A 25,988-nucleotide genomic window follows, 5' to 3' on the forward strand; every position below is an offset into this window, starting at 1 on the left:
CGTAGATCAGGACGGGCTCCCTCACGGGGGCCCGTTTGCGTTCAGCCGTGCTCGACCTTGCCGCCGGCCTGGACCCAGCTGCGCAGCCCACCGATGTTGTGAACATCGGTGTAGCCCAGCCGTTCAAGGATCTGTTTCGCAGAGCCTGCACGCCCGCCTGCCGCGCAATAGACGCAAACGGTGGCATCGGGGGAAAGCAGCGGTTCGAATTCCGGATGGCGCGGATCGGCGCGGAAACCAAGCGTCGCCAGGGGAATGCAGATGGCGCCTTCGGCCTTGCCCGACTGCCGAATCTCACCCCCGTCCCGCACGTCCAGCAGCAGGATGCGATCCCGGTTCTCCACGGCCTGTGCTGCGGTCATGCGGGTTTTGCCCGTCCCGCGATTGAAGAGATTGAACATGGCATGCCTCGTGCACCGCTTCTCACGGATCCGAGATAGGTTCTGGCTGGGCAATGTGAAGTAGGGGTGTTAATGTTTCCGAAATGTTCTCTTCTTTCGCTTGGACAGGCGGCCCGGCCTCTCTATGTCTAGGCGCAGGAACTCCCCGGGGGCACTCATGGCCGAACAGAAATTCATCGAGGTGCGCGGCGCGCGCGAACACAACCTCAAGGGCGTCGATGTCGACATCCCGCGCGATCAGCTGGTGGTGATCACCGGGCTGTCCGGTTCGGGCAAGTCCTCTCTCGCCTTCGACACGATCTATGCCGAGGGGCAGCGCCGTTACGTCGAAAGCCTGTCGGCCTACGCGCGGCAGTTCCTCGACATGATGGAAAAGCCGGACGTGGACCACATCAGCGGTCTTTCCCCTGCGATCTCCATCGAACAGAAGACGACCTCGAAGAACCCGCGCTCCACCGTTGGCACGGTGACAGAGATCTACGATTACATGCGCCTGCTCTTCGCCCGGTCCGGTACGCCCTACAGCCCCGCAACCGGCCTGCCCATCGAGGCGCAGCAGGTGCAGGACATGGTCGACCGGGTCATGGGCATGGAGGAGGGGACGCGCGGTTACCTGCTCGCCCCGATCATCCGTGACCGCAAGGGCGAGTATCGCAAGGAATTCCTCGAACTGCGCAAGCAGGGCTTCCAGCGCGTGAAGGTGGATGGTGAGTTCTACGAGCTCGACGAGCCGCCGACCCTGGACAAGAAGTACCGCCATGACATCGACGTCGTCGTCGACCGGATCGTGGTGCGTGAAGGCATGGAAACCCGGCTGGCCGACAGTTTCCGCACTGCGCTTGACCTGGCGGACGGGATTGCCGTGCTGGAAACCGCGCCGAAGGAAGGCGACCCGGAGCGCATCACGTTTTCGGAGAAATTCGCCTGTCCCGTCAGTGGCTTCTCCATCCCTGAGATCGAGCCGCGCCTGTTCTCCTTCAACGCCCCTGACGGTGCCTGCCCGCATTGTGATGGCCTGGGGATGGAGCTCTTCTTCGACGAACGCCTTGTTGTGCCCGATGCCCAGCTGAAGGTCGCCGACGGTGCCATTGCGCCCTGGCGGAAGGGCAAGTCGCCCTATTTCCTGCAGACCATCGACGCTATCGCCAAGCACTACGGCTTCGACAAGAACGCCCGCTGGAAGGATCTGCCGAAGAAGGTGCAGAACGTCTTCCTGCGTGGCTCGGGTGAGGAAGAGATCGCCTTCCGCTACGACGAGGGTGGTCGGGTCTACAACATCTCCCGTGCGTTCGAAGGCGTCATTCCGAACATGGAACGCCGCTATAGAGAGACCGACAGCAACTGGGTCCGCGAGGAATTCGAGCGTTACCAGAACAACCGCCCCTGCGGGCACTGCAACGGCTACCGTCTGAAGCCGGAGGCCCTGGCGGTGAAGATCGCAGGTCATCACATCGGCCAGGTGGTAGAGAAGTCCATCCGGGAGGCGCTCGCCTGGATCGAGGCCGCGCCGGACAGCCTGTCCAAGCAGAAGGGCGAAATCGCCCGCCCCATCGTGAAGGAGATCCGTGAACGGCTCGGGTTCCTGAACAACGTGGGGCTGGAGTACCTCACGCTGGCGCGCTCCTCCGGCACCCTGTCGGGCGGGGAAAGCCAGCGTATCCGGCTCGCGTCCCAGATCGGGTCGGGCCTGACGGGGGTGCTCTACGTCCTAGACGAACCTTCCATCGGCCTGCACCAGCGCGACAACGGGCGGCTGCTGTCGACGCTGAAGAACCTGCGCGATCAGGGCAATTCCGTGCTGGTGGTCGAACACGACGAGGAAGCCATTCGCGAGGCCGATTACGTCTTCGACATCGGGCCGGGCGCCGGGGTGCATGGCGGGCAGGTCGTGTCCAAGGGCACGCCGGAAGAGATCGCGGCGGATCCGGCCAGCATGACGGGCCAGTATCTTTCGGGCAAGCGGGAGATCGCCGTGCCCGCCCACCGGCGCGAGGGCAATGGCAAGAAGATCCAGGTGGTCAAGGCCAACGGCAACAACCTCAAGGACGTGACGGTGGACTTCCCTCTGGGCAAGTTTGTCTGCGTTTCGGGCGTTTCGGGCGGGGGCAAGTCGACCCTGACGATCGAGACCCTGTTCAAGACCGCCTCGATGCGGCTGAACGGTGCCCGCCAGACCCCCGCACCCTGCGAAACCATCAAGGGGCTGGAACACCTGGACAAGGTCATCGACATCGACCAACGGCCCATCGGGCGCACGCCCCGGTCGAACCCGGCGACCTATACCGGGGCGTTCACGCCCATCCGCGACTGGTTCGCCGGCCTGCCGGAATCCAAGGCGCGCGGCTACAAGCCCGGGCGCTTCAGCTTCAACATCAAGGGTGGCCGCTGCGAGGCCTGCCAGGGCGATGGTGTCATCAAGATCGAGATGCACTTCCTGCCCGACGTCTATGTCGAATGCGAAACCTGCGGCGGCGCGCGCTACAACCGCGAAACGCTGGAGATCAAGTTCAAGGGCAAGTCCATCGCCGACGTCTTGGATATGACGGTCGAGGATGCCCAGGAATTCTTCCAGGCGGTGCCCTCCATCCGGGAAAAGATGGATGCGTTGGTGCGCGTGGGCCTTGGTTATATCAAGGTCGGCCAGCAGGCCACGACCCTTTCCGGGGGCGAGGCGCAGCGGGTCAAGCTTTCCAAGGAACTCAGCCGCCGGTCCACGGGGCGCACGCTCTACATCCTGGATGAACCGACCACCGGCCTGCACTTCGAAGACGTGCGCAAGCTGCTGGAAGTGCTGCATGAACTGGTGGAGCAGGGGAACACGGTAGTGGTGATCGAACACAACCTCGACGTCATCAAGACGGCGGACTGGATCATCGACATCGGCCCCGAAGGTGGCGATGGCGGCGGTGAAGTCGTGGCCGAAGGCACGCCGGAAGACGTGGCGGAGGTCGGTCGTTCGCACACCGGGCGCTACCTGAAAGAGATCCTGCAGAATGCGAAAGTGGCGGCCGAATAGGCCGCCACCACATCACGTTCCCGGGTCGCCGGGTCAAGGACGGCCGGGCCCCTTACTGGTTCGCCAGCAGGATCGCTGCCAGGCCCAGTACGGCGATCACGGCGCCGGTGTCGCTGTCGACACGGACAACCTTGTCACCCTGCATCCGGTAGGCCTGGCCTTTCGGCGGCTCCGGCAGGTGCTTTCGCTGGTTCTGGCTCAGCTGCTGCATGTCGCCATGCCCGCCATTGTGGCCGCCCTGAGCCTGATCACGGCCAACCTGCGGGCGTTGGCCGGGCTGACCCTGCTGGTCCTGTTGGGGGCAGGGCTTGTTGGGTTCGCATTTGACTTCACCCGGGCCGCCGGGCGCGCCGGGGCCGCCCTGTGCAAAGGCCGGGGAAGCCGCGAGGCCGAGGGCGAGGGTGCCTGCAAGCGCGCTGCCAATCACGCGGGTATAGGTCGAGCGGATCATTTGAAATCTCCTTGTCTCGGGATGTACTGGAGACTCAACGCGCAGTGCGGCCGGATCTGTCGCCCTGCGGCGCGAAAATATTTTTTCGTGAAGCGGGAACCATTTCCGCGGGTCGGTCGGTTATCCGCTCAGGCCCGGTCAAATGCCAGGTGCAGCCTTGTTTCGAGGGCCGCGTAACGGCGGCGCTGAAAGTCGGACTTTTCGTAAAGCTTATCGCTGACCGAGAGCCAGCGTATCAACATCTTGGCGCGCAGGCAGAAGGTCAGCAACTCCTCCTCGACAGGCAGGTCGTAGCCTTTCAGAGCCGCCTCCAGCGCGCCGGGCAGCAAGCCGCCGGCGTCGGTGCCTGTCACCTGGTCGGGCCGCTCGATGTCGGCGCGAAACAGGTCGGTCAGATCGAGGATCGCCATCTTCCGGCCTGCCTTCGCGAAATCCAGGCCATGGGCCGACACGCCGTCGATCAACAGGTTGCGGGGGTGGAAGTCGCCGTGGCACAGGCCGCGTCGCACGGGCTGACCACGCAACTGTCCTGCCTGTCGCCTGAGGGCGCGGATCATGGGCTTGAAGGCGCGCTCGCTGGCCCGTGGTTGCCGATCCGATCGCAGCTGGTCGAGCTTTTCGAACACCCAGCGGGGCCAGAACTTGCCCTCCTGCTGCGGAGCCGCCCGGTGCATGGCCGAGAGCCAGCGACCTGCCAGGGTGTAGGTCTCAGCGACCTTTTCGGGATCGAGTATTCGGTCCCACGCTGTGTCTCCGGCCTGGAAACGGGTCACGAAGAAGGTTCCGTTGCTGCCCATGTGAAGCGGTGTCACCACGCCCAGGTCCGCATGGTCGGCGAAGGCGTGATCCAGGCGTTGGAGCATCGCGAACTCCTCTGACAGGTTCTGCAAGGCTGCCGGGCGCTGATCTATCTTCAGCACCACTTCCTCTTCATCCACCGCCATCCGAAGAACGCAGCGGACTGGCCCCTCTGCCGGGGCGTTGTCCATGCGCAGGAAGACCGGTCGTGTTTTCGCGCCCATGGGCAAAAGGGCGCGCCCAGCAGGAGAGGCCAGGAATTCCGCCCCGCACCTTTCGGCCAGTGCCTGATCGAAGCTGAGCAGTTTCAGCATGGTCTTCCCTTCGTCCGGCCAGGCGGGCAGGGTGGTTCAGCCGCCGTTACGCGCCGTGAACCGGGGCAGCATGGCCGAGAAATCCTTTGCACCGCATCCTTCGTCTTCCACAAAGGCAGTGTAAAGCTCTTCCGCGGCAGCCCCCATGGGCGTCTCTGCTCCGCTGCTTTGAGCCGCCAGCTGAGACAGGCGCAGGTCCTTCAGCATCAGCGCAGCGGCGAAGCCGGGGGTATAGTCATTGTCGGCAGGTGATTTCGGGCCGACGCCGGGCGCGGGGCAGTAGGCGTTCATCGACCAGCTGTATCCGGAGGAGGTGGAAACCACGTCGAACATGGCCTGCCTGTCCAGTCCCAGCTTGTCGGCCAGGGCGAAGGCTTCGCAGGTGGCGATCATCGTGACGCCCAAGATCATGTTGTTGCAGATTTTTGCGGCCTGGCCGTTGCCGGCGCCACCGCAGTGGACGGCCTTCTGGCCCATGACCTCGAAGAGCGGGCTCACGACGGCAAACGCCGCATCCGGCCCCCCAGCCATGAAGGTAAGTGTGCCCGCGTCGGCGCCTCCCGTTCCGCCGGAAACCGGCGCATCCATTGCCAGCAGGCCGAGGTTGACCGCGCTGGCGGCAACGGCGCGTGCGCTGTCGACATCGACGGTCGAACAATCAAGGTGGCAGGCCCCGTTCTTCATTGCGGGCTGGATCTGATCGGCAACGGCCCTCAGGATCTCCCCGTTGGGAAGCATCGTGATGACGACATCGGCCCCCCGCGCCGCGTCAGCGGCAGTGTTTGCAGAGGCGACGCCCGGCACGGTGACATCGGCCATGTCGTAGCCTGTCACCTCATGGCCGGCTGCTGCCAGATTGCGGGCCATGTGAAAGCCCATGTTACCCAGTCCGATGAAACCGATCTTCATCCGTCCCTCCCTCGTTACACACATTTATTGTTTGTTCGGGTCTCGTTTATGCCGGTCTCGCTTATTCCGGTCTCGTTCATGCTGGCGTGAAGCTCAGCTCGGTCTCCAGAGGTGCCAGCATTGCCGCCACTTCTGCCGCGTCGACGTCCAGCCCGTGTCGCCATCTGGGCTTGCGGTCGCGGTCGATGATCTGCGCCCGGATGCCTTCTATGAAATCACCATGTTCCATCGCCCGGGAGGTGAAGCGATACTCCAGCGAGAGGGCGGCCCGGATGTCGGTTTCCCCCCGCAGCCGCTGCAGCAGTTCCAGCGTGGCCGCCATGGAAAGTGGGCAGCCAGACCGCAGCGCCTTCAGGGCGCGGCCCGCCGTTTCCTCTGCCGCTTCCTCTTCGAGCGCCTCTGCGATCTGGGGCAGGTTGTCGGCGGCGAAGAGCGCATCGAGGTAATCCTGGTTCTCTGCCAGGTGGGAGGCGGGCGCGAAATGGCCTGCCTTTTCCAGCGCGGCAGTGCGTCCGGTTTCACAAAGGACCGCCTTTGCCGCCTCCCATTGGGCCTGCGGCAGGTAGAGATCGGCAAAGCCTGCGTGGATCGCGTCGCCAGGTCCCATGCGCGCCCCGGTCAGGCCCAGGTAGGCGCCCAGACGCCCCGGCGCCCTGGCCAGAAGAAGCGAACCGCCAACGTCCGGGACAAGGCCGATGCCGCATTCCGGCATGGCGATGCGGGTGCTTTCACAGGCCACGCGCAGCGACACATGGCACCCCACGCCCACGCCACCGCCCATGACGAAGCCCTGCAGGAAGGACACGACCGGTTTCGGGTAGCTGGCCAGATGGGCGTTCATCCGGTACTCGTCCCGCCAGAACCGGCGGCCGTATTCGAAATCGCCCGCACGCCCGGTCTCGTACATCTCGCGGATGTCACCACCCGCACAGAAGGCCTTCTCGCCTGCGGCGTCGATGAGGATGAGCGTCACCTCAGGGTCGTCCTGCCAGTCCAGCAGGGCCGCTTCGATACCGCGGGCCATGTCGTAGGACAGCGCGTTCAGCGCATCCTCGCGCGTCAGGGTGATGCGCCCGGCGCAACCGTCGCGCCGGATGGAAAGCTCGCTCATTGGGTCAGAAGGCTCCTTGCCACGATGAGGCGCATGATTTCATTCGTGCCTTCCAGGATCTCGTGCACCCGAAGGTCCCGTACCAGTTTCTCGATGCCGTAGTCGGCAAGATATCCATATCCACCATGCAGTTGCAGGCACTGATTGACGATGCGTGACCCGGCCTCGGTCACGAATTTCTTTGCCATCGCACAATGCTTGGTCGCGTCATGGGCGCCCTGGTCCAGCTTCCATGCGGCCTGGCGCAGGAAGACGCGGGCGGCCTGAAGCTCTATCTCCAGATCGGCCAGTCTGAATTGCAGGGCCTGGAATTCGGTCAGGGAGCGGCCAAAGGCGCGCCGCTCCGCCATGTAGGCGAGCGTGGCCGTCAGGGCGGCCTGCGCCGCGCCGAGAGAGCAGGAGGCGATGTTGAGCCGCCCGCCGTCCAGCCCCATCATCGCGTAGTGGAAGCCGCGCCCTTCCTCGCCGATCAGGTGGTCGTGGGGGACGGCGCAGCCATCAAGCTGAACCTGGCGGGTGGGCTGGCTTTTCCAGCCCATCTTGCGTTCAAGCCCGCCGAAGGACAGCCCCGGTGTGCCGTCCGGAACGTAGAGACAGGAAACGCCTTTTGCGCCCTCTCCACCGGTCCGGGCCATGACGATGTAGCCGTCGGAATATCCCCCGCCGGAGATGAAGGCCTTGGTGCCGGTCAACCTGTAGCCCGCATCGGACGGATCTGCCCGTGTCTTCAGTGCCGCAGCGTCGGAACCGGATCCGGGTTCCGTCAGGCAGTAGGACAGGACCCTCTGCATGCCGAGGACATCGGGCATCAGTTGCGAGCGGAGGTCGTCGGAGGCAAAGCTGTCCAGCATCTTTGCGCACATGTTGTGGATCGACAGGAAGGCGGCGACAGAGGGGCAGGCCATGGAAAGCGCTTCGAAGACCAGCGTGGCGTCCAGCCGCGTCAGGCCCGCGCCGCCGCTTTCCTCGCTGACGTAAAGGCCCCCGAAACCGAGCGCTGCGATCTCCGGCCAGAGGGATTTCGGGATCTCCCCGGCCTCTTCCCAGGCCGTGGCATGGGGGGCGATCCGGTCCTGCCCAAAGGCATGGGCCATGTCGAAAATGGCGAGTTGTTCCTCGCTGAGTGCGAAATCCATGGGTCCTCCTCCCCGTTTTCGCCGCCGTGTGATGCAGAGGGTCTCCTCAGGCCCTTTGTTGCATCAAGGCGTCTATGGTCTTCTCCCTCAGGCCCAGAACTTCCAGCGCCTGTTCCTCTGTCTGGACCACACGATGCGTGATCCCCGGGACCCGATCCCAGCTTTTCAGGACCAGGCTCGCAATCTTGCGGGAAATCGGCGTGGGCGCAATGTGAACGAAGAGGCGATCCTGCTCGGACATGGTGAAGATCTCCGCCTTGCGCGCATGCATGCGCAGCATGTCCAGCACATTCAGCTTCAGATCGGTCACGTCGCGCAGATCGACCAGCTGGTTCAGGTCCGGGGACGCTTCCGGATCGCGGGCGAAGCGCAGCAATTCGTCAAGACTGTCCCGCGCCGTCACCACATCCGCCATCCGTATGTAGGCAAGGCTAAAGGGCTTGAGGATCGTATACTTGCAGGACATCAACGGGCACTCGGCTTCGGGTACTCAGGTAACGTTGGCGGTGCGCCGCCTGTCTTTTTGTACCATTCGTTTTCGTCTCGTCCACAAATGGATTGCCGCAGCTGTGTACATCACTGCTGACTGTGACCAGCTGGTCAACTTTTGCACGCTTTGTGCCCGCCGATTTGCCAGTGGGAGGCGTGTCGACTGTGCGTTTCCTCTTTCCCGTTGGAACGCCCGGGTGTAGCGCACGGCAGGCGCATCGCCGTCGATCCCGTAGTCGCCGGCCGGCGTCTTGAGTTCTCTTCATGACAAACCACCAACCCGATTGCCTATCTTGCGGTGCATGCTGTTTCGGCGCGCATGCCCGCTACATCCGCCTGCTGCCAGAGGATCATGACCGCGGCCTTCCCGATCATGCCTGGACGCAGGAAGGCCCGCTTCGATTCATGCAAATGGAACAGGGGCACTGTGCGCAGCTTCGTGCCATCCCGGGCGGTGGCCTGGCCTGCGCAGTCTACGAACAGCGTCCGACAGCCTGCAGGGCCTTTCGCGCCGGATCCTTCGAATGTGGCAGGTCCCGCGCGCATCGCATGGCAGAGGCGGATGCGATCCGGCTGCCGCCCGTCGTCCTGCCTGATACGCCCGAAGAGGTACCCGGGGCAGAGATCATCGCGTCCCTGCCGGGCGTCACCGGTCCGCGCGGACGCGCCTGATTGGGGAGCGGGCCTGACGAGAAAGAAGAAGGGCGGCCCGAAGGCCGCCCTTTGCCGTGGATCAGTCCATGGCCTTGAAGTTGAACTCGCCACCTTCCTTGATGCCGGAGAACCAGCGGGCGGTGACCGTTTTCGTCTTGGTGTAGAACCTGAAGGCATCGGGGCCGTACTGGTTCAGGTCGCCGAAGGCCGATTTCTTCCAGCCACCGAAGGTGTGGTAGGACAGCGGAACCGGGATCGGGAAGTTGATGCCGACCATGCCGACGTTCACGCGCGATGCGAAGTCGCGGGCGGTATCGCCGTCGGCGGTGTAGATCGCGGTGCCGTTGCCATAGGGATTGTCCATGGTCAGCTTCAGCGCGTCCTCATAGGTCTCGGCACGCACCTGGCTCAGGACCGGGCCGAAGATCTCTTCCTTGTAGATGTCCATGTCCGGGGTGACATTGTCGAACAGGGTCGGACCGACGAAGAAGCCTTCTTCGTAGCCCTGCAGCTTGAAGTTGCGACCGTCCTTCAGCAGCGTTGCGCCTTGTTCCACACCGGAGGCGATCAGGCCTTCGATCCGGGCTTTGGAGGCGGCGGTGATGACGGGGCCGTAGTCCACGTCGTCACCTGCGGTGTACGGGCCGACTTTCAGCTTCTCGATGCGCGGGATCAGGCGTTCCATCAGGCCATCGGCGGTCTTTTCGCCCACCGGAACCGCGACGGAGATTGCCATGCAACGTTCACCAGCCGCGCCGTAGCCGGCACCGACCAGCGCGTCGGCGGCCTTGTCCAGATCGGCATCGGGCATGATGATCATGTGGTTCTTGGCACCGCCGAAGCACTGGGCGCGCTTGCCGTTGGAGGCGGCGCGGCCGTAGATGTACTGCGCGATCGGGGTGGAACCGACGAAGCCGACGGCTGCCACGGTTTCATTGTCCAGGATCGCGTCGACGACTTCCTTGTCGCCGTTGACGACCTGCAGGACGCCTGCGGGCAGGCCGGCTTCCAGGATCAGTTCCGCCAGGCGCAGCGAGGTGGAGGGGCAGCGCTCGGAAGGCTTGAGGATCATCGCGTTGCCGCAGGCCAGGGCCGGCGCCATCTTCCACAGCGGGATCATCGCGGGGAAGTTGAACGGGGTGATCCCGGCCACGACACCCAGCGGCTGACGCATGGAGTAGAGGTCGATGCCCGGGCCGCCGTTGTCGGTGAATTCACCCTTCAGCATGTGCGGCGCGCCCATGCAGACCTCGACCACTTCCAGGCCACGCTGCACGTCGCCCTTGGCGTCCGGCAGGGTCTTGCCGTGCTCGCGGGAGATCAGCTCTGCCAGCTCGTCCATGTGCTCGTTGATCAGCTGGCCGAACTTCATCATGACGCGGGCGCGGCGCTGCGGGTTGGTGGCGGCCCATTTGACCTGCGCTTCGGCCGCGCGGGCCACGGCGTCGTTCAGTTCTTCGACGGTGGCCAGCGGCACCTTGGCGATCACTTCGCCGGTGGCCGGGTTCATTACGTTGGTGAAACGGCCAGAGGTGCCCTTCACGTGGGCGCCGTCGATGTAATGGGTCAGTTCCTGCATGGAATCCTCCTGAAGTCTTTCGGGGGCAAGTTACCCTTGCGCAAATGCCGGATGAAGAGGAAAGTATTCAAAGTGGTTTTGCAAAAATGCAGGGGGTGACCGTGAACTGGGACGACCTTCGGATCTTTCTGGCCGTTGGCCGGGTCGAAAGCCTGTCGGCGGCGGCCCGGAACCTGCGGATCGATCCCGCCACCGTCGGGCGGCGGATCGCTCGGTTGGAGGAACAGACCGGGGCGGCTCTCTTCGTCCGGTCGGCACAGGGGTACGCGCTGACCGATGCGGGGCAGAGGTTGCTTGCCCACGCCGCCCGGGCGGAGAGCGCGTTGACCGCCGGCGCGGCAGAGGTCGCGGGGCAGGCGGCCGGCGGGCTTTCAGGCCAGATCCGGATCGGCGCCCCCGATGGGGTGGCGAACTTCCTGCTTCCGCAGGTCTGTGCCACCATTCTTGATGAGAACCCGGAGCTGGAAATCCAGATCGTTGCCCTGCCGCGCCTCTTTAACCTGTCCCGGCGGGAGGCCGACATGGCCATCACTGTCAGCGCCCCGACGGCCGGGCGGTTGCTGGTTCAGAAGGTGTCGGACTACAACCTGACCCTTGCTGCCACCAAGGGCTACCTGGAGCGACACCCGCCGATCCGTACGCCTGACGACCTGCAGGCGCATCGCGTCGTCGGCTACATCCCTGACATGATCTTCGACAAGGAGCTGGACTACCTTGAGGAAATCGGGCTGCGCCGTGTCAAACTCGCCTCGAATTCCGTTTCGGTTCAGTTCCAGTGGGTCGCGGGCGGGGCGGGGTTGGGTATCCTGCACGCCTTTTCCCTGCCGCACCATCCGGGCCTGCAACGGGTCCTGCCGGAAGAGATCGGCCTGACGCGCAGCTTCTACCTCGTCCGACATCAGGATGATGCCCGCCTTGGGCGCCTGAACGATTTTGCCGCCCTGCTATCCGAACGGCTCAAGGCGGAGATTAGCCGTCGCGAAGCGCTGACTTGACAGGTCGGGGGCAACCGGGGGACGCTGACTGGGGAGGAGTACATGCAACTCATGGAGGAGAGAGCATGCTGGTTCAGCAGATCCTGAAGTCCAAGTCCACCGATGGCGTCTTCACAGTCGCCCCTGAAACCCAGATTTCCGAGGTCGCCGATATCCTGCGTGAAAAGCGGATCGGCGGCGTCGTGGTCAGTTCCGACGGTGAAAGCGCCGAAGGGATCCTGTCCGAGCGGGACATCGTGCGTGCCCTGTCAACCCGCGGGGACGGCGTTCTTGGCCTGACCGCGGCCACGCTGATGACGAAGGACCCGGTCTGCTGCACCGTGGAGATGAGCTCTGACCAGGTGCTGGAAAAGATGACCGAAGGCCGGTTCCGCCACATGCCTGTCGTGCAGGATGGCGTCCTTGTCGGCATCGTGACGATCGGCGATGTGGTCAAGGCACGGCTGAGCCAGCTGCACGCCGAAAAGACCGCGCTTGAAGGCATGATCATGGGCCATTGATGGTGCCATTGATGCTGGGTGAGGGGCGCAGGTCGCCCCTCGCTGCGCTGGCAAAGGCACGCGTTAATCTGAAAAGACATGCTTCCCGCTTGCAATTCGCAGCGCAATATTGTTGCGTTCGCTGCAAGTGCAAGCGGAGGAGCACCCATGCGCATCGGCCTTTACCCCGGCACCTTCGACCCGGTCACCCTGGGTCACATCGACATCATCCGCCGGGCGACGGCCCTGGTGGACCGGCTCGTGATCGGCGTGGCGATCAACCGGGACAAGGGGCCGCTTTTCACCCTGGAAGAGCGGGTCGAGATGATAGAGGCAGAGATTTCCCGCCTCTCGAAGGAGACCGGCACGGAAATCGTCGTGCATCCCTTCGAGAACCTGCTGATCCACTGTGCGCACGACGTGAACGCCACCCTGATCATTCGGGGTCTGCGGGCGGTGACGGATTTCGAGTATGAATTCCAGATGGTCGGGATGAACCGCGCGCTTGATGCGTCGGTCGAGACGGTCTTCCTGATGGCTGACGCGGGTCACCAGGCGATCGCCTCCAAGCTGGTGAAGGAAATCTGCCGGCTGGATGGCGACGTTTCGAAGTTCGTGACGCCGAACGTCAACGATAGACTTCTGGCGAAGCTCTCCTGATCGTCAGGCTGCCGCGCATCTTTTCGGATGCGTCCCGGATGAAATCGGCGCAGCGAGCAGGCTGCGTCAGCGGCAGCATATGCCCACCCTCGATCAGCTTCAGGCCGATTTGCGGATGCCGGCCGACCAGTTTGGAGCCGTGGATGTTGTGATCCAGGATCTGGTCCCCGGTGCCGTAGAGCAAGCGGACGGGCACGGTCAGGTCGGCATATTTCCTGGACATCTCCTCCAGCCCTTCGGCGGAAGACATGTAGTCCCGGCTGGTATGGTAGAAATGGCTCGGCCGCAGGGTCAGCATGGCGCCGCCCTGAATGGGCGCGTTCGGCGGCATCTCCTCCGGCCCGTAAAGCTGTTCCAGGACCGCTTCGGTCTGTCGGATGGCGGCAGGCGCGGCAAAGGTCCAGGACAGCAGCCAGCGCAGCAGGTCGGAACTGATGCGGAGGCCGTCGAAAACCTCGGACGGGCTGCCGGCAGGCAGGGTGAGGGGCGCCAGAAGGGCAAGGCCGCGCAGCCTTTCGGGTTGCTGGATGGCCATGTTCAGCGCGATTGCGCCGCCCAGGGAATGCCCGACGACCAGCGGTGCCTGGATGTCGAGCTTGTCCATGACCTCGAACATCAGGGCTGCGGTATCAGCCGGCGCGCAGGGGGCCGTCAGCGGGCGTTCGGACCAGCCCATGCCGGGGCGATCTATGGCAATCACACGGTGATCCTTCGCCAGGTTGTCGATCAGGCCGCAATCGAAGTTGCCCATCTGTCCGCCCAGCCCGTGGATCAGGAAGATGACGGGGCCTGTCCCCACGTCGAGGTAATGCAGGCGCCCGGTCGAAATGCGGGTAAAGGCGCCCCGTGGCGGGACGGCGCGTTCCGCGCGGCGCTTCCAGGTCAGCGTGTAGGCAAAGAGCCCCAGAGCGCATAGCAGGACAAATACCAGGAGACCCAGCAGCAGATACATAATTCATTCCGTCTTTGAGGCGGCAGAGACCGGCCCGAATTCATTGCCCTAGCGCCAGAACGCCAGCCATTCAATGAGGTCGGCAAATTTGCGCATCAGGAACAAGGTATTGTCCCCGCCACCGAACAGGTTGTCCAGCGCCAGCAGCGTCACGATGACGACGCCAAGGACAATCGCGATGCGGTTGGTCACGCGGGCTCCTCCGTGCAGCGAGCTTTGGTTGCTATGCCCGAGAAATGCCGGTGCATCAACCACCTGGAAGAACGCGCCCTTGGCCTGCCGCAGGCATGGACAGGGCAAAGGAAAGGCGCGGCCCGAGGAGGCCGCGCCGCAGGGATGTCAGAGGAGCTTGCCGATGGTGGCGGCCATGTCGCCCATGCGGCAGGAGAAGCCCCACTCGTTGTCGTACCAGCTGAGAATGCGCACCATGGTGCCATCCATGACCTTGGTCTGATCCAGCGCCATGGTGGAGCTGTGGCTGTCATGGTTGAAGTCGATGGAGACGTTCGGCGCCTTGGTGTAGCCGAGAACGCCTTTCATCGGGCCTTCGGCGGCGGCGATGACGGCCTCGTTGATCTCTTCGACCGTGGTCGCGCGCTTGGCGATGAAGGTCAGGTCGACGCAGGAGACGTTGGGGGTGGGAACGCGGATGGCGACGCCGTCCAGCTTGCCCTTGAGTTCCGGCAGGACCAGGCCCACGGCCTTCGCGGCCCCGGTGGAGGTCGGGATCTGGCTCAGCGCGGCGGCGCGGCCCCGGTACAGATCCTTGTGCATGGTATCCAGCGTCGGCTGGTCGCCGGTGTAGCTGTGGATCGTGGTCATGAAGCCCTTTTCGATCCCGATGGTGTCATTGAGCACCTTGGCGACGGGCGACAGGCAGTTGGTGGTGCAGGACGCATTGGAGATCACCATGTGATCCTTGGTGATCTCGTCGTGGTTCACCCCGAAGACGGAGGTGACGTCGGCATCGGTGCAGGGGGCCGAGACGAGCACCCGCGAAGAGCCGTTTTCCAGGTGGCGTGCAGCGGCGTCGCGCTTGGTGAAGATGCCCGTGCATTCCAGCGCGATGTCGACGCCGGCCCAGGGCAGCTCTTCGGGATTGCGGATCGCGGTGACCTTCATCTTGCCCATGCCGACGTCCATCCAGTCTTCGCCGGTGGTGACTTCACCTGCAAAGCGGCCGTGCACGCTGTCGTAGCGGAACAGGTGGGCGTTCGTCTCGACCGGGCCGAGGTCGTTGATTGCGACGACTTCGATATCGGTGCGGCCGGATTCCGCGATGGCGCGCAGAACGTTGCGCCCGATACGTCCGAAACCGTTGATTGCGACTGTGGTTGCCATGGTCCGAGGTCCTTTTCTGGAGGGTCGACACGGGAAATACTGGTCCGATCAGCGTCCGGCCGGGCCGGTTAGCGCTAACGTCGCGTGTAGACTCTACTTCTCGGAGGCAAAGGTCAAGGTTCAGTACGGTGACAAAACGACAAACCCGCCGGAAAAGTCCGGCGGGTCGGTGCGATGGGGGATGTCGGCGGAATTACTTCTGCAGGCGACCGAGGGCTGCGGCGACATCGGCCATGCGGCAGGAGAAGCCCCATTCGTTGTCATACCAGGCTAGAACACGCACCAGGCGCTTGCCGATGACCTTGGTCTGGTCGGGTGCGAAGATCGAGCTCTGCTCGGTGTGGGTGAAATCGATGGAGACCTTGGGTTCCGGATCGTAGCCCAGGACGTGGCGCATGTTGCCTTCGGCGGCTTCGCGGACCACCTCGTTCACGTCATCGACGGTGACATCCTTCTGCGCAACGAAGGTCAGGTCGACGGCGGAGACATTGGGGGTCGGCACCCGGATGGAGGAGCCGTCGAGTTTGCCGGCCAGTTCCGGCAGCACCAGCCCGATGGCCTTGGCCGCGCCGGTGGAGGTCGGCACCTGGCTCATCGCGGCGGAACGTGCGCGGTAAAGGTCCTTGTGGCGGCGGTCCAGTGTCGGCTGGTCGCCGGTGTAGGAGTGGATCGTGGTCATGATACCCGAATCGATGCCGATCGCCTCGTTCAGGACCTTGGCCAGCGGCGCCAGGCAATTGGTGGTGCAGGACCCGTTGGAGATCATGGTGTCGCCTTCCACCAGGTCACGGTGGTTGACGCCGAAGACGATCGTCTTCTCGACGTTCTTGGCCGGGGCGGAGATCAGCACGGATTTGGCACCGCGGGCCTTGTGGATCTTGGCCCTCTCACCGTCGTTGAACTTCCCCGTGCACTCCAGGACGACGTCGACGCCTTCCCAGTCGAGTTCCTCGGGATCGTAGGTCGACATGACTTCCATGGGGCCACGGCCGATATCCATCGTGTTGCCGGCGACCTTCACCTCGTTGCCGAAGCGACCATGGACGCTGTCATACTTCAGCAGGTGGGCATTGGTTTCGATCGGGCCAGTGGCGTTCAGCTTCACGACCTGAACGTCATTGCGCGCCGCTTCCGCGATATGGGCAAGCGTGCAACGACCGATGCGTCCGAAACCGTTGATACCGAGGGTGATCGTCATGCCGGGATCTCCTGCTGATGAGCCTGAGGGGGTCATAGCCGAACCCAGTTCGGCGGGTAAGTGGAAAAAGCCTTTCTTGACAGTATGTTAGCGAAAACATTTCTGCACCTGCAAATGGTGGCGCTAACCTGCGCAGAGGGTGGCGCTAACAGCTTTGGAAGGCGCGGTTGATCGAAAGCGCAGAGATTCGCGTTTTGCAAAAGGTGGATTGCCGGGCATCAGTTGCATTTATTTGCATGCATTTGGTTTTTCGGAGGCGAGACAGGGGGTTTTGCAATTTTTGTATGCCTGCAAACGAAATTCTTTGCGAGGCTGTCCGTGCGATCCGGTCTTTTCCCCGCCTGGCCTCTTCGCCGGGCGCCGTGATCGTTCCAACAGGAGAAATCATGACCAGAAAACTGAATGTTAGACGTGCATGGCGCGGATTGGCCCTTGGCCCGGCCCTTGTCGGGATGACCCAGCCGGCGCTTGCCCTGGAATGCTCGGTCGCGGCGCTGACAGCGCTGGACCTGCCCGGCGTGACTTTCACCGCCGCGACCCCGGCGGAAGGCGCCCCCGCCGCCTGCATCGCCGAGGGCAGCGTCATCACGACCGGCGCAGGCGCGCCGGATGGGGTTGCGCGCTTTTCCTACCGGCTGCCTGACGACTGGAACGGCAAGTTCCTGATGATCGGCAACGGTGGCCTGGCGGGCAAGGTTGGTGCCTCGGCCAACAAGGTGGATATCGCGCATGCGGAAGAAGAGGGATACGTCACCGCGATGACCGACCTCGGACACGAAGGCGCGAACGTACTGGATGCGACCTTTGCCCTGAATGCCGACGGGACGGTGAACGAGGCCGGGCTGGCGGACTACTACTTCCGCTCCAGCCACGTGGTGACGGAAACCGGCAAGGCTCTGGCCCGGGCAGCCTATGGTGCGGCGCCGGATTACTCCTACCTCTCGGGCTGCTCCACCGGTGGCCGGATGGCCCAGGTTGCGGCAACGCAGTACCCGGACGACTTCGACGGGGTGATTTCCGGCGCGCCCTTCATGGACATCTCCTCGATGCTGCAGATCCAGCACTTCCAGGTGGCGCAACTGTCCTCTCCCACCGCGCATATCTCCGCGTCGAAACTGCCGGCGCTGAACGCAGCGGTTCTGGCCGCCTGCGACGGGGTCGACGGGGTGGAGGACGGGTTGATCCAGATGCCATCCGCCTGCTCCTTCTCGCCCGACAGCCTGATTTGCGATGGCGCGGATGCAGATGACTGCCTGAGCGTGGACCAGGCACGCAGCCTGCGAGCCTACTACACGGGCCTTTACACCGATGACGGACAGCTGGTCTTCCCGGGCTACTCGCCGGTGCTGTTCGATGGGGGCTTTGCCTTGTTCATGGGTGGTAACGAGGCGCCAAATGACATCTCGGCCGCTGAACCCTGGGGCAATGAGGGCTACAGCCCGGCCCCGTTGGAATGGGCGTTCTCGGACCACATCATCCAGTACATGGTCATGCATGATCCGAGCTATGACGTGCGTGATTTCGGCGTCACGGCCGAGGGCATCGTCCCGCGTGCGCAGATGGAGGCATTCGTGGCCAAGACGGAAACCGGCAACGGCTCCAGCATTCCCGCGATGCAGGCATTCCTGGATGCAGGCAAGAAGATGATCCTTTACCACGGGTACGGCGACCATGCGCTCAGCCCGTTCCGGACAGTGCGCTATTACGACGACCTGGCCGACAGCCGGGGCGGGCTGGACGCGCTTGCTTCGGAAAGCCGGCTCTTCATGGTGCCAGACATGGGCCACTGCGGCGGTGGCGCCGGGCCGAATACCTTCGGCACGCTCTCGGCGCTCGAAGCCTGGGTGGAGCAGGGCGTGCCGCCCGAAAGCATCGCGGCAAAGAAAGTCGATGACGCGGGCCAAGTGACGCGCGCCATGCCGCTTTGTGCCTATCCGGCCAAGGCGACCTACAAAGGCACCGGTGACGTCAACACGGCTGAGAACTGGAGCTGCGAGGGCGGGGACGACCTGCTGACCATGGGCAGCATCGGCGTGGCCTCCGGCCTTCTGGCGGCAGGGCTTCCGACGCAGTAAGCGGCAGCCGGTCGCTTGCGGCAAAGCGAAAGGCCGGGCAGCTGCCCGGCCTTTCCATATTTCCACGATACAGGCGCGCTCTTCTGATCAGAGCAGCGACTTAACCTTTTCGGCCACTGCTTCCGCGGTGATGCCGAACTTCTCGTAGAGCGTTTCCGCGGGAGCGGAGGCACCGAAGCCGGTCATGCCGACAAAACCGGCCTTGGCCTCACGGCCGCGTTCACCCAGCAGCCACTTGTCCCAGCCCTGGCGAATGCCGGCCTCGACCGCGACACGGACGGGGCCTGCGGGCAGAACGCGCTTCTTGATCTTCTCGTCCTGCTCTTCGAACAGTTCCCAGCAGGGCATGGAGACGACGCGGGTCCCGATGCCTTCGGCCTCGAGCAGGGCGCGGGCGTCCATGGCGATCGCCACTTCGGATCCGGTGGCCATCAGGATTGCCTGGCGCTTGCCGGTGGCTTCGGCCAGGACATAGGCGCCCTGTTCGACCATGTTCTTGGTCTTGTGCTCGGTCCGGACGGTCGGCAGGTTCTGGCGGGTCAGCGACAGGACAGAGGGCGTGCCCTTCTGGCTCAGCGCGATTTCCCAGGCTTCGGCGGTTTCCACCACGTCCGCGGGGCGGAACACCAGGGTGTTCGGCGTCGCGCGGCACATGGCCAGGTGTTCGACCGGCTGGTGGGTCGGGCCGTCTTCACCCAGGCCGATGGAGTCATGGGTCATGACGTAAACCGGGGAGATCTGCATCAGCGCCGACAGGCGCATCGCGGGGCGGGCGTAGTCGGTGAAGCAGAAGAAGGTGCCGGAGTAGGGCTTCAGGCCACCATGCAGGGCCATGCCGTTCATCGCGGCGGCCATGCCGTGTTCCCGGATGCCGTAGTGCACGAAGCGACCCTTGCGGTTGTCGGTGTCGAAGATGCCCAGGTCGCCGGTCTTGGTGTTGTTGGACCCGGTCAGGTCGGCGGAGCCGCCGATGGTTTCGGGCATGACCGGGTTGATCACTTCCAGCGTCATCTCGGACGCCTTGCGGGTCGCGACCTTCGGCAGCGTCTCGGAGGCCTGCTTCTTCAGCGCGCGGACAACGGCGGAGAGCTTCTTGGGGGCGTCACCGTCGATGCGGCGCTGGAAGTCCGACTGCTTGCGCTCGGGCAGGCTGGCCAGGTGGCTTTCCCAGGCGAAGCGCTGCTCTGCGCCGCGGCGCCCGATCTCTTCCCAGGCGGACTTCACCTCTGCGGGGATCTCGAACGGGCCGTAGTTCCAGCCGTAGGCGGCCTTGGCCGCTTCCAGCTGTTCCTTGTTGGTCAGGGCGCCGTGGCCCTTGGAGGTGTCCTGCGCGGCGTGACCCAGGGCGATGTGGGTCTTGCAGGCGATCATGGAGGGCTTGCCGGCCTTCTTGGCGGCGGTGATCGCCTCGTCGATGGCGACGGGATCGTGACCGTCGATTTCCTGGACGTGCCAGCCGTTGGCCTTGAAGCGCATCACCTGGTCGGTCTTGGAGGAGAGCTCCACCGTGCCGTCGATGGTGATGTTGTTGTTGTCCCACAGGACGATCAGCTTGGACAGCTCATGACGGCCTGCAAGGGAGATTGCCTCTTCGGAGACGCCTTCCATCAGGCAGCCGTCACCGGCGATGACGTAGGTGTGGTGGTCGACCAGGCGCTTGGAGAACTGACCGCGCAGCATCTCCTCGGCCATGGCGAAGCCGACGGACATTGCAATGCCCTGACCCAGCGGGCCGGTGGTGCATTCGATGCCGTTGGCCAGGAAGTTTTCCGGGTGACCTGCGGTGCGGGCGCCCCACTGGCGGAAGTTCTTGATCTCTTCGATGGGGAACTGCTCGTAACCGGTCAGGTGCAGCAGGGAGTAGAGCAGCATCGAGCCGTGGCCCGCCGACAGGATGAAGCGGTCGCGGTCGAACCAGTTGGGCTGGGATGCGTCGAACTTCAGGTGCTTTTCAAACAGCACGGTGGCCACGTCTGCCATGCCCATCGGCATGCCGGAGTGACCGGAATTTGCGGCGGCCACGGCATCGAGCGTGAGCGCCCGGATCGCGGTTGCCTTGGACCAATGGTCAGGGTGGGCGGAGCGCAGTGCGTCGATATCCACTTTCGGTGTCCTCTCGCAGGTCAGGCGTCTATGTTAGCGCGCTCATACCAGCCGAGGCGCGAAAGGCAAGCTTGGCAGGCCGAATCCGGTGCTTTTCGCCCATAACTGGTACTCGATTTGGGAAAGGCTGATGCTTTCTGTACACTCGCCTGAAATAAGGACGGGCCAATGATTCGCCAACGATGCCAATGTCCTGCAGGTCGGGGTTCAGGTTTGGGTTCCGCCTGTGGCCGGATGGTGGCGAAGGGGCGTGAACCAGCGGAAATCGGCTGGACAGTGAAAAGGTTCGGGGGCGTGACAGGGGCGGTGTTGCCGTCACGGGTCGGGTAAGGCAGGACTACCGGAAAAGCGGTAGCGGGCAGTGTGAGAAGAGCTGATGAGTAACCTCGAAGAATTGCAGGGCCGTATCCTGGCCGCTATGGACCGGATCGGATACAGCCTTGAGCGGCTGGAACCCATCCGCCCCGCGCCGCCCGAAGGGGAGAGCGTGGAGGAGCTGAAGGAGCTTCTGGCGGAGGAACGGACCGCCAATGCCCAGCTGGAGGAGCGGGTGCGCGCGCTGCATGCCCGCCAAGATGAGCTGGAGGCGGAGTTGGCTGCGGCCACGACGCGGGCAGAGCCCCCCTCCGGACCATCGGCCGAGGTGACCGGCGCCATGGCCATGATGGAGGCGGAACTGGACAGGCTGCGCGCGGTCAACGACCGCCTGCGTGAGAACAATCGCCTGCTTCGGGACGCGAACGGTGCCGCTGGCGCCGAGCTTCTGGAGGAGGGCATGGCAGCGGAGCTTGAAGCGCTGCGTATCGATCACGATGTCGCCCGGGCCGAGGCCGCGACCATTCTTGCCGCATTGGAAGACATGGTCGGACAGGGGGCGGAAACTGAAATGAAACAAGAAGGTGAAGCGGATGCCTGAGATCGAAATCTCCATCGGCGGTCGCCGCTTCGATGTGGCGTGCCAAGAGGGCGAAGAGCACTTCCTGGAAACCGCTGCGGGCATGCTGGATCGTGAAGCTTCGACGCTGGTGCAGCAGACCGGGCGCATCCCGGAAAGCCGCATGCTGCTTATGGCGGGGCTGATGCTGGCGGACAGGACGGCCGGGATGGAAGACCGGCTGGCTCAGATGCAGCAGCAGATGGATGCCGTCGTGGCGGAGCTGGAGGAGCTGCGGGACATGCCGCCGCCGGAGCCGCGCCGGGTCGAAGTGCCGGTCGTGCCCGACAGCGTGAGTGAAACCCTGGCCGAGCTCGCCGCGCGGGCGGAGGCGCTGGCGGAGTCGCTTGAAGACCGGGCCGATCCGTCCTGAGGAACGGTAAGCCGCCCCCAGAAAAGGCCGAGAAATGAAGGGTTTGAACGTCACGCTTTCCCTGTCCGCCCTGGCGCTGGCCGCCGTGATACCCCTTGCCGCATCTGCGGAGGATATCGTGGAGGGCCACTACGACTGCAGCGACGGCACGCGCCTGCTGACGGTCTACATTCCCGTCGAGGAAAGCGGGGACGAGTTCCTGGCGATGTACTACGAGGGGGCGCTTTTCATGCTGTATGCGCAGGATGAATTCGTCGAAGGAGCGGAGCTGTTCCGCCAGAGCTTCGGCGCGCCGGGGTATGTCTTCCACGATGCGGGCGGAAGTGGATCGTTCCTGACCTGGTCGGACCCGGATGCCGGAACGGAGGAGGTCCTCCATTCCGGCTGTTCATTCGGGATGTGAGGGCGATAACCCTCTGAAAGATCAGGCGTTTGCGGCGCGGATCTTTTCGGCGGCGTCCTTGTCGTAGGTCACGCCGCTGTCGTCGAAGAGCTGATCGAGCTCACCCGAGAGGGTCATCTCGGTGATGATGTCGCAACCGCCGACGAATTCGCCCTTCACGTAGAGCTGGGGAATGGTGGGCCAGTCGGAATATTCCTTGATGCCCTGGCGGATCTCGTCATCGGCCAGAACGTTCACGTCGGAAAAGTTGACGCCCATGTAGTTCAGCACCCCGGCCACGCGGCTGGAGAAACCGCACTGCGGCATTTCCTTCGTGCCCTTCATGTAGAGCACCACGTCGTTCGCCTTCACGTGATCGTCGATACGGGTCTTCACGTCGCTCATTTGATTTCCTTCCCGGGGCCGATGGCCCCAATCTGGCCGGAATGGGTAGGGCATTCCGGAAATTTCATCGCTGTCCCAAGGGATTGCCGGGGCGATTGCGCCCGGGCGCGCCTCAGGGGGCCTTGGTGGTCAGGGCGAGGGCGTGCAGCTCTCCGCTGTCCAGCTTGGCTTTCAGGGCCGCGTTCACGAGGCGCTGTTGCTGGACACGGTTCATGCCGCGGAAGCTCTCATCCACGACCATGGCGGAGAAGTGCTGGCCATCGTCCCCCTGCACGATGATCTGTGCGTCGGGAAAGCTTTCCCGGATGAGGGCTTCGATCTCAGAGGCCTGAATCGCCATGTTTCACTCCGTTCGGGTCGTTCCGGAAGAATGTAAGCGAGGGGCTGCCAAGCCGCAAGAGGAGCGCGGAAAGCGGTGTCGGTGTGCCAAGATTGCGCCGCAGTGCAGCAAAAGTGGGCAAGTGACCGGAATAGCTCGAAAAACCGCATGCTGTATCGCGTCGGTATTACGTCGGTATCACGTCGGTACTGCAGTGCAGAAAAAGGCGGCCCCACGTTGCCATGGGACCGCCGCGAAAATCTGAAAATGTCTTGGTAATTTAACTGAGGTTCAGATGAACCATCGGACGGTACGGGGTACCGGGGAACCCCTCGTGCCGACCTGCTACGACCATAGTCGCAGATGGTCGGCAGGAGGTGTGACGAATACTGTCATCTTTGCAGCATTTGGGCGGGCTCGGCCAAACAGGGTCGGCAAAAGGGGCGCCCGGATCACCCGGACGCCCCTCTGAGGTTACGTGACTGCGGCCGCGGGCCGGATCAGGCGAAGGTCGCGCCGAAGGTGCCGCGGTAGAGCTCTGCCAGTTCGGCGAGCGGGGCGGAGCTGCCGCCGATGGTGACGGTATCGCCACCGAACTTGCCCACGGTGGTGATGCTGACACCCGCCTTGCCGGCGGCGACCATCAGGGCCTCTGCCGCGTCGAAGGAACAGGCGACGAGGTAGCGCGCCTGGTCTTCGCCGAAGAGTTCCCCCTGGTCGGCGCTGTCGAGGGTCAGGCCCACGCCCGCCGCTTCGGCCATTTCGAAGGCCGCGACGGCCAGGCCGCCATCTGACAGGTCGGTACAGGCGCGGATCCACTGGGTGTTGGCGCGGATGAAGTCGCCGTTCAGCTTCTCTGCCGCGAGGTCGACATGGGGCGCGTCGCCGTCGGTCCGGTTGAAGACCTCTGCCAGCAGGGCCGACTGGCCCAGGTGACCGGCGGTGTCCCCGATCAGCAGGGCGACGTGGCCTTCGCGGGCGGTGCCGGTGATCGCGTCTTCGGATTTCGCGATGAGGCCCACGGCGCCGATGGTCGGTGTCGGCAGGATCGCGGAGCCGTCGGTCTCGTTGTAGAGAGAGACGTTGCCCGACACGATGGGCATGTCGAGCGCGAGGCAGGCCTCTCCGATGCCCTGGATGGCGCCGACGAACTGGCCCATGATCTCGGGCTTTTCGGGGTTGCCGAAGTTCAGGTTGTCGGTCGAGGCCAGCGGCAGGGCGCCGGAGGAGGTCAGGTTGCGGTAGGCTTCGGCCACGGCCTGACGGCCGCCCTCGACCGGGTTCGCCTTGACGTAGCGCGGCGTCACGTCGGAGGTGAAGGCCAGCAGCTTGTCGGTGCCATGCACGCGCAGAAGGCCGGAGCCGAAGCCCGGGCCGCGGGTGGTGTCGGCCATGACCATGCTGTCGTACTGTTCATAGACCCACTGGCGGGAGCAGTAGTTGGGCGAGCCGATCAGCGCCTTCAGGCCGTCAATGGGATCGACCGCCGGGACCTCTTCCAGTTCGGCTGCCGGTTCGGTCGGCACGTGGGGCCGGTCGTATTCGGGCGCGGAGGAGGAGAGCTTCGACAGGGGCACGTCGGCCCAGATCTTGCCCTGGTGGTGGATCTCGAAGCGGTCTTCCGCGATGGTTTCGCCGACGATGGCGAAGTCGAGGTCCCATTTCTCGAAGACGGCGCGGGCCTCTGCCTCCAGCTCCGGATTCAGGACCATAAGCATGCGTTCCTGGGATTCGGAAAGCATCATCTCATAAGCGGTCATGTTCGGTTCGCGCTGCGGCACGTCGTCGAGGTGGAGCCGGATGCCGAGGCCGCCCTTGTCGCCCATTTCCACGGCGGAGCAGGTGAGGCCCGCGGCGCCCATGTCCTGGATGGAGATCACGGCGCCGGTCTGCATCAGTTCCATGCAGGCTTCCATCAGGCGCTTTTCGGTGAAGGGGTCGCCGACCTGGACGGTGGGGCGTTTCTCTTCGATGGTGTCGTCAAACTCGGCCGAGGCCATGGTGGCGCCGCCGACGCCGTCCCGGCCGGTCTTGGCGCCCAGATAGACGACGGGCATGCCGACGCCGGAGGCGGCGGAGTAGAAGATCTTGTCGGTGTCCGCGAGGCCCGCCGCGAAGGCGTTCACCAGGCAGTTGCCGTTGTAGGCCGGATCGAAGCGCACCTCGCCGCCCATGGTCGGCACGCCGAAGCAGTTGCCGTAGCCGCCGACGCCTTCCACCACGCCATGCACCAGCTGACGGGTCTTGGGGTGGGAGGGTTCGCCGAAGGAGAGCGAGTTCATCGCCGCGATCGGGCGCGCGCCCATGGTGAAGACGTCGCGCAGGATGCCGCCCACGCCCGTCGCCGCACCCTGGTAGGGTTCGATGTAGGACGGGTGGTTGTGGCTTTCCATCTTGAAGATGACGGCCTGGCCATCGCCGATGTCGACGACGCCCGCGTTTTCGCCCGGGCCGCAGATGACCTGGGGACCGGAGGTCGGCAGGGTGCGCAGCCATTTCTTGGAGGACTTGTAGGAGCAGTGCTCGTTCCACATCGCCGAGAAGATGCCGAGTTCGGTGAAGGTGGGCGCCCGGTTCAGGATGCGCAGGATCTCGGCATATTCTTCCTTGTTGATCCCGTGGCTCGCGATCAGGTCTTCGGTGATGTCCGGCTCTTGCATGCTGGTCCCCCTGGGTGACGGTTGGGGGGGATTTACGCGACTGCAACGATTTGGGGAAGGGGGGCTGGGGCATTTCCCGCGAAGCTGCGGCAGGGTTGGGGTGTGGAGGGGCGCTGCCCCCGTCCGGCCCGGGGCGGCGTCCCCGGAGTATTTTCGGCCATCGAAAGAGGAGCGCCGGGCCTGTCGTCTATTCGACGGCCCCAAATACTCCCGCCGGAGGCTTGCAAGGGTGGGGCCGGGACCTTCTTTCGGGG

Annotated in this window: 25 protein-coding genes; 9 read left to right on the forward strand and 16 right to left on the reverse strand. The window is 64.1% G+C overall.

The features are described 5' to 3' along the window. Nucleotides 1–41: 41 nt before the first annotated feature. Nucleotides 42–401, reverse strand: coding sequence for a rhodanese-like domain-containing protein (locus AC2IR1_RS10320; RefSeq protein WP_486476192.1), 360 nt, complete (start codon nt 399–401; stop codon nt 42–44). A gap of 157 nt (nt 402–558) precedes the next feature. Between AC2IR1_RS10320 and uvrA the strand changes: the two genes are divergently transcribed. Then, nucleotides 559–3,417, forward strand: a complete 2,859-nt coding sequence (uvrA, locus tag AC2IR1_RS10325; RefSeq protein WP_486476193.1) for an excinuclease ABC subunit UvrA — start codon at nt 559–561, stop codon at nt 3,415–3,417. A 52-nt stretch (nt 3,418–3,469) separates the two neighbouring features. Here the strand turns inward: uvrA and AC2IR1_RS10330 are convergent, their stop codons facing one another. The 6 genes from AC2IR1_RS10330 to AC2IR1_RS10355 all read right to left on the reverse strand — a co-directional run bounded on the left by AC2IR1_RS10330 (nt 3,470) and on the right by AC2IR1_RS10355 (nt 8,602). Continuing rightward, on the reverse strand, nt 3,470–3,868 hold the full coding sequence (locus tag AC2IR1_RS10330; protein ID WP_486476194.1) for an RcnB family protein: 399 nt from the start codon (nt 3,866–3,868) through the stop codon (nt 3,470–3,472). Between the two features lie 128 nt (nt 3,869–3,996). Continuing rightward, nucleotides 3,997–4,980, reverse strand: a complete 984-nt coding sequence (locus AC2IR1_RS10335) for an aminoglycoside phosphotransferase family protein (RefSeq protein WP_486476195.1) — start codon at nt 4,978–4,980, stop codon at nt 3,997–3,999. A 36-nt stretch (nt 4,981–5,016) separates the two neighbouring features. Continuing rightward, nucleotides 5,017–5,889, reverse strand: coding sequence for a 3-hydroxyisobutyrate dehydrogenase (gene mmsB / locus AC2IR1_RS10340; RefSeq protein WP_486476196.1), 873 nt, complete (start codon nt 5,887–5,889; stop codon nt 5,017–5,019). 76 nt (nt 5,890–5,965) lie between these two features. Next, nucleotides 5,966–7,000 carry an enoyl-CoA hydratase/isomerase family protein gene (locus tag AC2IR1_RS10345; protein WP_486476197.1) on the reverse strand — a complete coding sequence of 345 codons (1,035 nt, stop codon included), beginning with the start codon at nt 6,998–7,000 and terminating at the stop codon, nt 5,966–5,968. After that, a complete protein-coding gene (locus AC2IR1_RS10350) occupies nt 6,997–8,136 on the reverse strand; it encodes an acyl-CoA dehydrogenase family protein (protein ID WP_486476198.1) in 1,140 nt (379 codons plus the stop codon). The genes AC2IR1_RS10345 and AC2IR1_RS10350 overlap by 4 nt, the downstream gene beginning before the upstream one ends. Nucleotides 8,137–8,182: 46 nt before the next feature. Next, the gene (locus tag AC2IR1_RS10355) at nt 8,183–8,602 is read right to left on the reverse strand and encodes a hypothetical protein (protein WP_486476199.1); all 420 of its coding nucleotides are present in this window, start codon (nt 8,600–8,602) and stop codon (nt 8,183–8,185) included. Between the two features lie 287 nt (nt 8,603–8,889). Between AC2IR1_RS10355 and AC2IR1_RS10360 the strand changes: the two genes are divergently transcribed. Then, entirely contained in the window at nt 8,890–9,297 is a 408-nt protein-coding gene (locus AC2IR1_RS10360; RefSeq protein WP_486476200.1) for a YkgJ family cysteine cluster protein, read from the forward strand. 61 nt (nt 9,298–9,358) lie between these two features. Here AC2IR1_RS10360 and AC2IR1_RS10365 read toward each other — a convergent pair whose 3' ends face one another. Continuing rightward, complete coding sequence (locus AC2IR1_RS10365; RefSeq protein WP_486476201.1) at nt 9,359–10,858, reverse strand: CoA-acylating methylmalonate-semialdehyde dehydrogenase; 1,500 nt, start codon at nt 10,856–10,858, stop codon at nt 9,359–9,361. A 95-nt stretch (nt 10,859–10,953) separates the two neighbouring features. Between AC2IR1_RS10365 and AC2IR1_RS10370 the strand changes: the two genes are divergently transcribed. The 3 genes from AC2IR1_RS10370 to coaD all read left to right on the forward strand — a co-directional run bounded on the left by AC2IR1_RS10370 (nt 10,954) and on the right by coaD (nt 12,992). Then, nucleotides 10,954–11,853 (forward strand): LysR family transcriptional regulator, encoded by a 900-nt coding sequence (locus AC2IR1_RS10370; protein WP_486476202.1) that lies wholly within the window; start codon nt 10,954–10,956, stop codon nt 11,851–11,853. Nucleotides 11,854–11,918: 65 nt separating this feature from the next. Further along, the gene (locus tag AC2IR1_RS10375) at nt 11,919–12,353 is read left to right on the forward strand and encodes a CBS domain-containing protein (protein ID WP_486476203.1); all 435 of its coding nucleotides are present in this window, start codon (nt 11,919–11,921) and stop codon (nt 12,351–12,353) included. 147 nt (nt 12,354–12,500) lie between these two features. Beyond that, the gene (gene coaD / locus AC2IR1_RS10380; RefSeq protein ID WP_486476204.1) at nt 12,501–12,992 is read left to right on the forward strand and encodes a pantetheine-phosphate adenylyltransferase; all 492 of its coding nucleotides are present in this window, start codon (nt 12,501–12,503) and stop codon (nt 12,990–12,992) included. Here the strand turns inward: coaD and AC2IR1_RS10385 are convergent. The 4 genes from AC2IR1_RS10385 to gap (AC2IR1_RS10400) form a co-directional block, all read right to left on the reverse strand. Beyond that, on the reverse strand, nt 12,961–13,944 hold the full coding sequence (locus AC2IR1_RS10385; RefSeq protein WP_486476205.1) for an alpha/beta fold hydrolase: 984 nt from the start codon (nt 13,942–13,944) through the stop codon (nt 12,961–12,963). The two genes, coaD and AC2IR1_RS10385, sit on opposite strands and share 32 nt — an antisense overlap. A gap of 48 nt (nt 13,945–13,992) precedes the next feature. Then, nucleotides 13,993–14,136: a hypothetical protein gene (locus tag AC2IR1_RS10390; protein WP_486476206.1), complete on the reverse strand. Its 144-nt coding sequence runs from the start codon at nt 14,134–14,136 to the stop codon at nt 13,993–13,995. A gap of 147 nt (nt 14,137–14,283) precedes the next feature. Further along, nucleotides 14,284–15,285, reverse strand: a complete 1,002-nt coding sequence (gap, locus tag AC2IR1_RS10395) for a type I glyceraldehyde-3-phosphate dehydrogenase (RefSeq protein ID WP_486476207.1) — start codon at nt 15,283–15,285, stop codon at nt 14,284–14,286. A 193-nt stretch (nt 15,286–15,478) separates the two neighbouring features. Beyond that, complete coding sequence (gene gap / locus AC2IR1_RS10400) at nt 15,479–16,483, reverse strand: type I glyceraldehyde-3-phosphate dehydrogenase (RefSeq protein WP_486476208.1); 1,005 nt, start codon at nt 16,481–16,483, stop codon at nt 15,479–15,481. 452 nt (nt 16,484–16,935) lie between these two features. Between gap (AC2IR1_RS10400) and AC2IR1_RS10405 the strand changes: the two genes are divergently transcribed. Further along, nucleotides 16,936–18,558, forward strand: coding sequence for a tannase/feruloyl esterase family alpha/beta hydrolase (locus tag AC2IR1_RS10405; RefSeq protein WP_486476209.1), 1,623 nt, complete (start codon nt 16,936–16,938; stop codon nt 18,556–18,558). 87 nt (nt 18,559–18,645) lie between these two features. On the opposite strand, the gene tkt is transcribed toward AC2IR1_RS10405, so the two are convergent. Then, nucleotides 18,646–20,661 carry a transketolase gene (tkt, locus tag AC2IR1_RS10410; protein WP_486476210.1) on the reverse strand — a complete coding sequence of 672 codons (2,016 nt, stop codon included), beginning with the start codon at nt 20,659–20,661 and terminating at the stop codon, nt 18,646–18,648. A 376-nt stretch (nt 20,662–21,037) separates the two neighbouring features. Between tkt and AC2IR1_RS10415 the strand changes: the two genes are divergently transcribed. Genes AC2IR1_RS10415 through AC2IR1_RS10425 form a run of 3 tightly spaced genes read left to right on the forward strand, consistent with a single transcriptional unit; the run spans nt 21,038 to nt 22,371 of the window. Next, nucleotides 21,038–21,577, forward strand: coding sequence for a hypothetical protein (locus AC2IR1_RS10415; RefSeq protein ID WP_486476211.1), 540 nt, complete (start codon nt 21,038–21,040; stop codon nt 21,575–21,577). Continuing rightward, on the forward strand, nt 21,570–21,968 hold the full coding sequence (locus AC2IR1_RS10420; protein WP_486476212.1) for a cell division protein ZapA: 399 nt from the start codon (nt 21,570–21,572) through the stop codon (nt 21,966–21,968). The genes AC2IR1_RS10415 and AC2IR1_RS10420 overlap by 8 nt, the downstream gene beginning before the upstream one ends. Nucleotides 21,969–22,002: 34 nt before the next feature. Continuing rightward, nucleotides 22,003–22,371 (forward strand): hypothetical protein, encoded by a 369-nt coding sequence (locus tag AC2IR1_RS10425; RefSeq protein WP_486476213.1) that lies wholly within the window; start codon nt 22,003–22,005, stop codon nt 22,369–22,371. Nucleotides 22,372–22,392: 21 nt separating this feature from the next. Here the strand turns inward: AC2IR1_RS10425 and grxD are convergent, their stop codons facing one another. The 3 genes from grxD to purL all read right to left on the reverse strand — a co-directional run bounded on the left by grxD (nt 22,393) and on the right by purL (nt 25,734). Then, on the reverse strand, nt 22,393–22,755 hold the full coding sequence (gene grxD, locus AC2IR1_RS10430; protein ID WP_486476214.1) for a Grx4 family monothiol glutaredoxin: 363 nt from the start codon (nt 22,753–22,755) through the stop codon (nt 22,393–22,395). Nucleotides 22,756–22,867: 112 nt separating this feature from the next. Continuing rightward, the gene (locus tag AC2IR1_RS10435; RefSeq protein ID WP_486476215.1) at nt 22,868–23,095 is read right to left on the reverse strand and encodes a BolA family protein; all 228 of its coding nucleotides are present in this window, start codon (nt 23,093–23,095) and stop codon (nt 22,868–22,870) included. Nucleotides 23,096–23,574: 479 nt separating this feature from the next. Next, entirely contained in the window at nt 23,575–25,734 is a 2,160-nt protein-coding gene (gene purL / locus AC2IR1_RS10440; RefSeq protein WP_486476216.1) for a phosphoribosylformylglycinamidine synthase subunit PurL, read from the reverse strand. Between the last annotated feature and the right edge of the window lie 254 nt (nt 25,735–25,988).

The organism is Pseudooceanicola sp. NS-SX8 (genome assembly GCF_057380755.1).

Excerpts from the sequence above, each read along its gene's own strand:
- AC2IR1_RS10350 (WP_486476198.1), bottom strand. The coding sequence starts at position 8,136 with ATGGATTTCGCACTCAGCGAGGAACAACTCGCCATTTTCGACATGGCC.
- AC2IR1_RS10375 (WP_486476203.1), top strand. The coding sequence starts at position 11,919 with ATGCTGGTTCAGCAGATCCTGAAGTCCAAGTCCACCGATGGCGTCTTC.
- AC2IR1_RS10385 (WP_486476205.1), bottom strand. The coding sequence starts at position 13,944 with ATGTATCTGCTGCTGGGTCTCCTGGTATTTGTCCTGCTATGCGCTCTG.
- AC2IR1_RS10415 (WP_486476211.1), top strand. The coding sequence starts at position 21,038 with ATGAGTAACCTCGAAGAATTGCAGGGCCGTATCCTGGCCGCTATGGAC.
- AC2IR1_RS10360 (WP_486476200.1), top strand. The coding sequence starts at position 8,890 with ATGACAAACCACCAACCCGATTGCCTATCTTGCGGTGCATGCTGTTTC.
- AC2IR1_RS10335 (WP_486476195.1), bottom strand. The coding sequence starts at position 4,980 with ATGCTGAAACTGCTCAGCTTCGATCAGGCACTGGCCGAAAGGTGCGGG.
- AC2IR1_RS10425 (WP_486476213.1), top strand. The coding sequence starts at position 22,003 with ATGAAGGGTTTGAACGTCACGCTTTCCCTGTCCGCCCTGGCGCTGGCC.
- gap (WP_486476207.1), bottom strand. The coding sequence starts at position 15,285 with ATGGCAACCACAGTCGCAATCAACGGTTTCGGACGTATCGGGCGCAAC.
- AC2IR1_RS10330 (WP_486476194.1), bottom strand. The coding sequence starts at position 3,868 with ATGATCCGCTCGACCTATACCCGCGTGATTGGCAGCGCGCTTGCAGGC.
- AC2IR1_RS10365 (WP_486476201.1), bottom strand. The coding sequence starts at position 10,858 with ATGCAGGAACTGACCCATTACATCGACGGCGCCCACGTGAAGGGCACC.
- AC2IR1_RS10355 (WP_486476199.1), bottom strand. The coding sequence starts at position 8,602 with ATGTCCTGCAAGTATACGATCCTCAAGCCCTTTAGCCTTGCCTACATA.
- mmsB (WP_486476196.1), bottom strand. The coding sequence starts at position 5,889 with ATGAAGATCGGTTTCATCGGACTGGGTAACATGGGCTTTCACATGGCC.
- uvrA (WP_486476193.1), top strand. The coding sequence starts at position 559 with ATGGCCGAACAGAAATTCATCGAGGTGCGCGGCGCGCGCGAACACAAC.
- gap (WP_486476208.1), bottom strand. The coding sequence starts at position 16,483 with ATGACGATCACCCTCGGTATCAACGGTTTCGGACGCATCGGTCGTTGC.
- coaD (WP_486476204.1), top strand. The coding sequence starts at position 12,501 with ATGCGCATCGGCCTTTACCCCGGCACCTTCGACCCGGTCACCCTGGGT.
- purL (WP_486476216.1), bottom strand. The coding sequence starts at position 25,734 with ATGCAAGAGCCGGACATCACCGAAGACCTGATCGCGAGCCACGGGATC.
- AC2IR1_RS10405 (WP_486476209.1), top strand. The coding sequence starts at position 16,936 with ATGACCCAGCCGGCGCTTGCCCTGGAATGCTCGGTCGCGGCGCTGACA.
- AC2IR1_RS10320 (WP_486476192.1), bottom strand. The coding sequence starts at position 401 with ATGTTCAATCTCTTCAATCGCGGGACGGGCAAAACCCGCATGACCGCA.
- AC2IR1_RS10345 (WP_486476197.1), bottom strand. The coding sequence starts at position 7,000 with ATGAGCGAGCTTTCCATCCGGCGCGACGGTTGCGCCGGGCGCATCACC.
- AC2IR1_RS10435 (WP_486476215.1), bottom strand. The coding sequence starts at position 23,095 with ATGGCGATTCAGGCCTCTGAGATCGAAGCCCTCATCCGGGAAAGCTTT.
- AC2IR1_RS10420 (WP_486476212.1), top strand. The coding sequence starts at position 21,570 with ATGCCTGAGATCGAAATCTCCATCGGCGGTCGCCGCTTCGATGTGGCG.
- grxD (WP_486476214.1), bottom strand. The coding sequence starts at position 22,755 with ATGAGCGACGTGAAGACCCGTATCGACGATCACGTGAAGGCGAACGAC.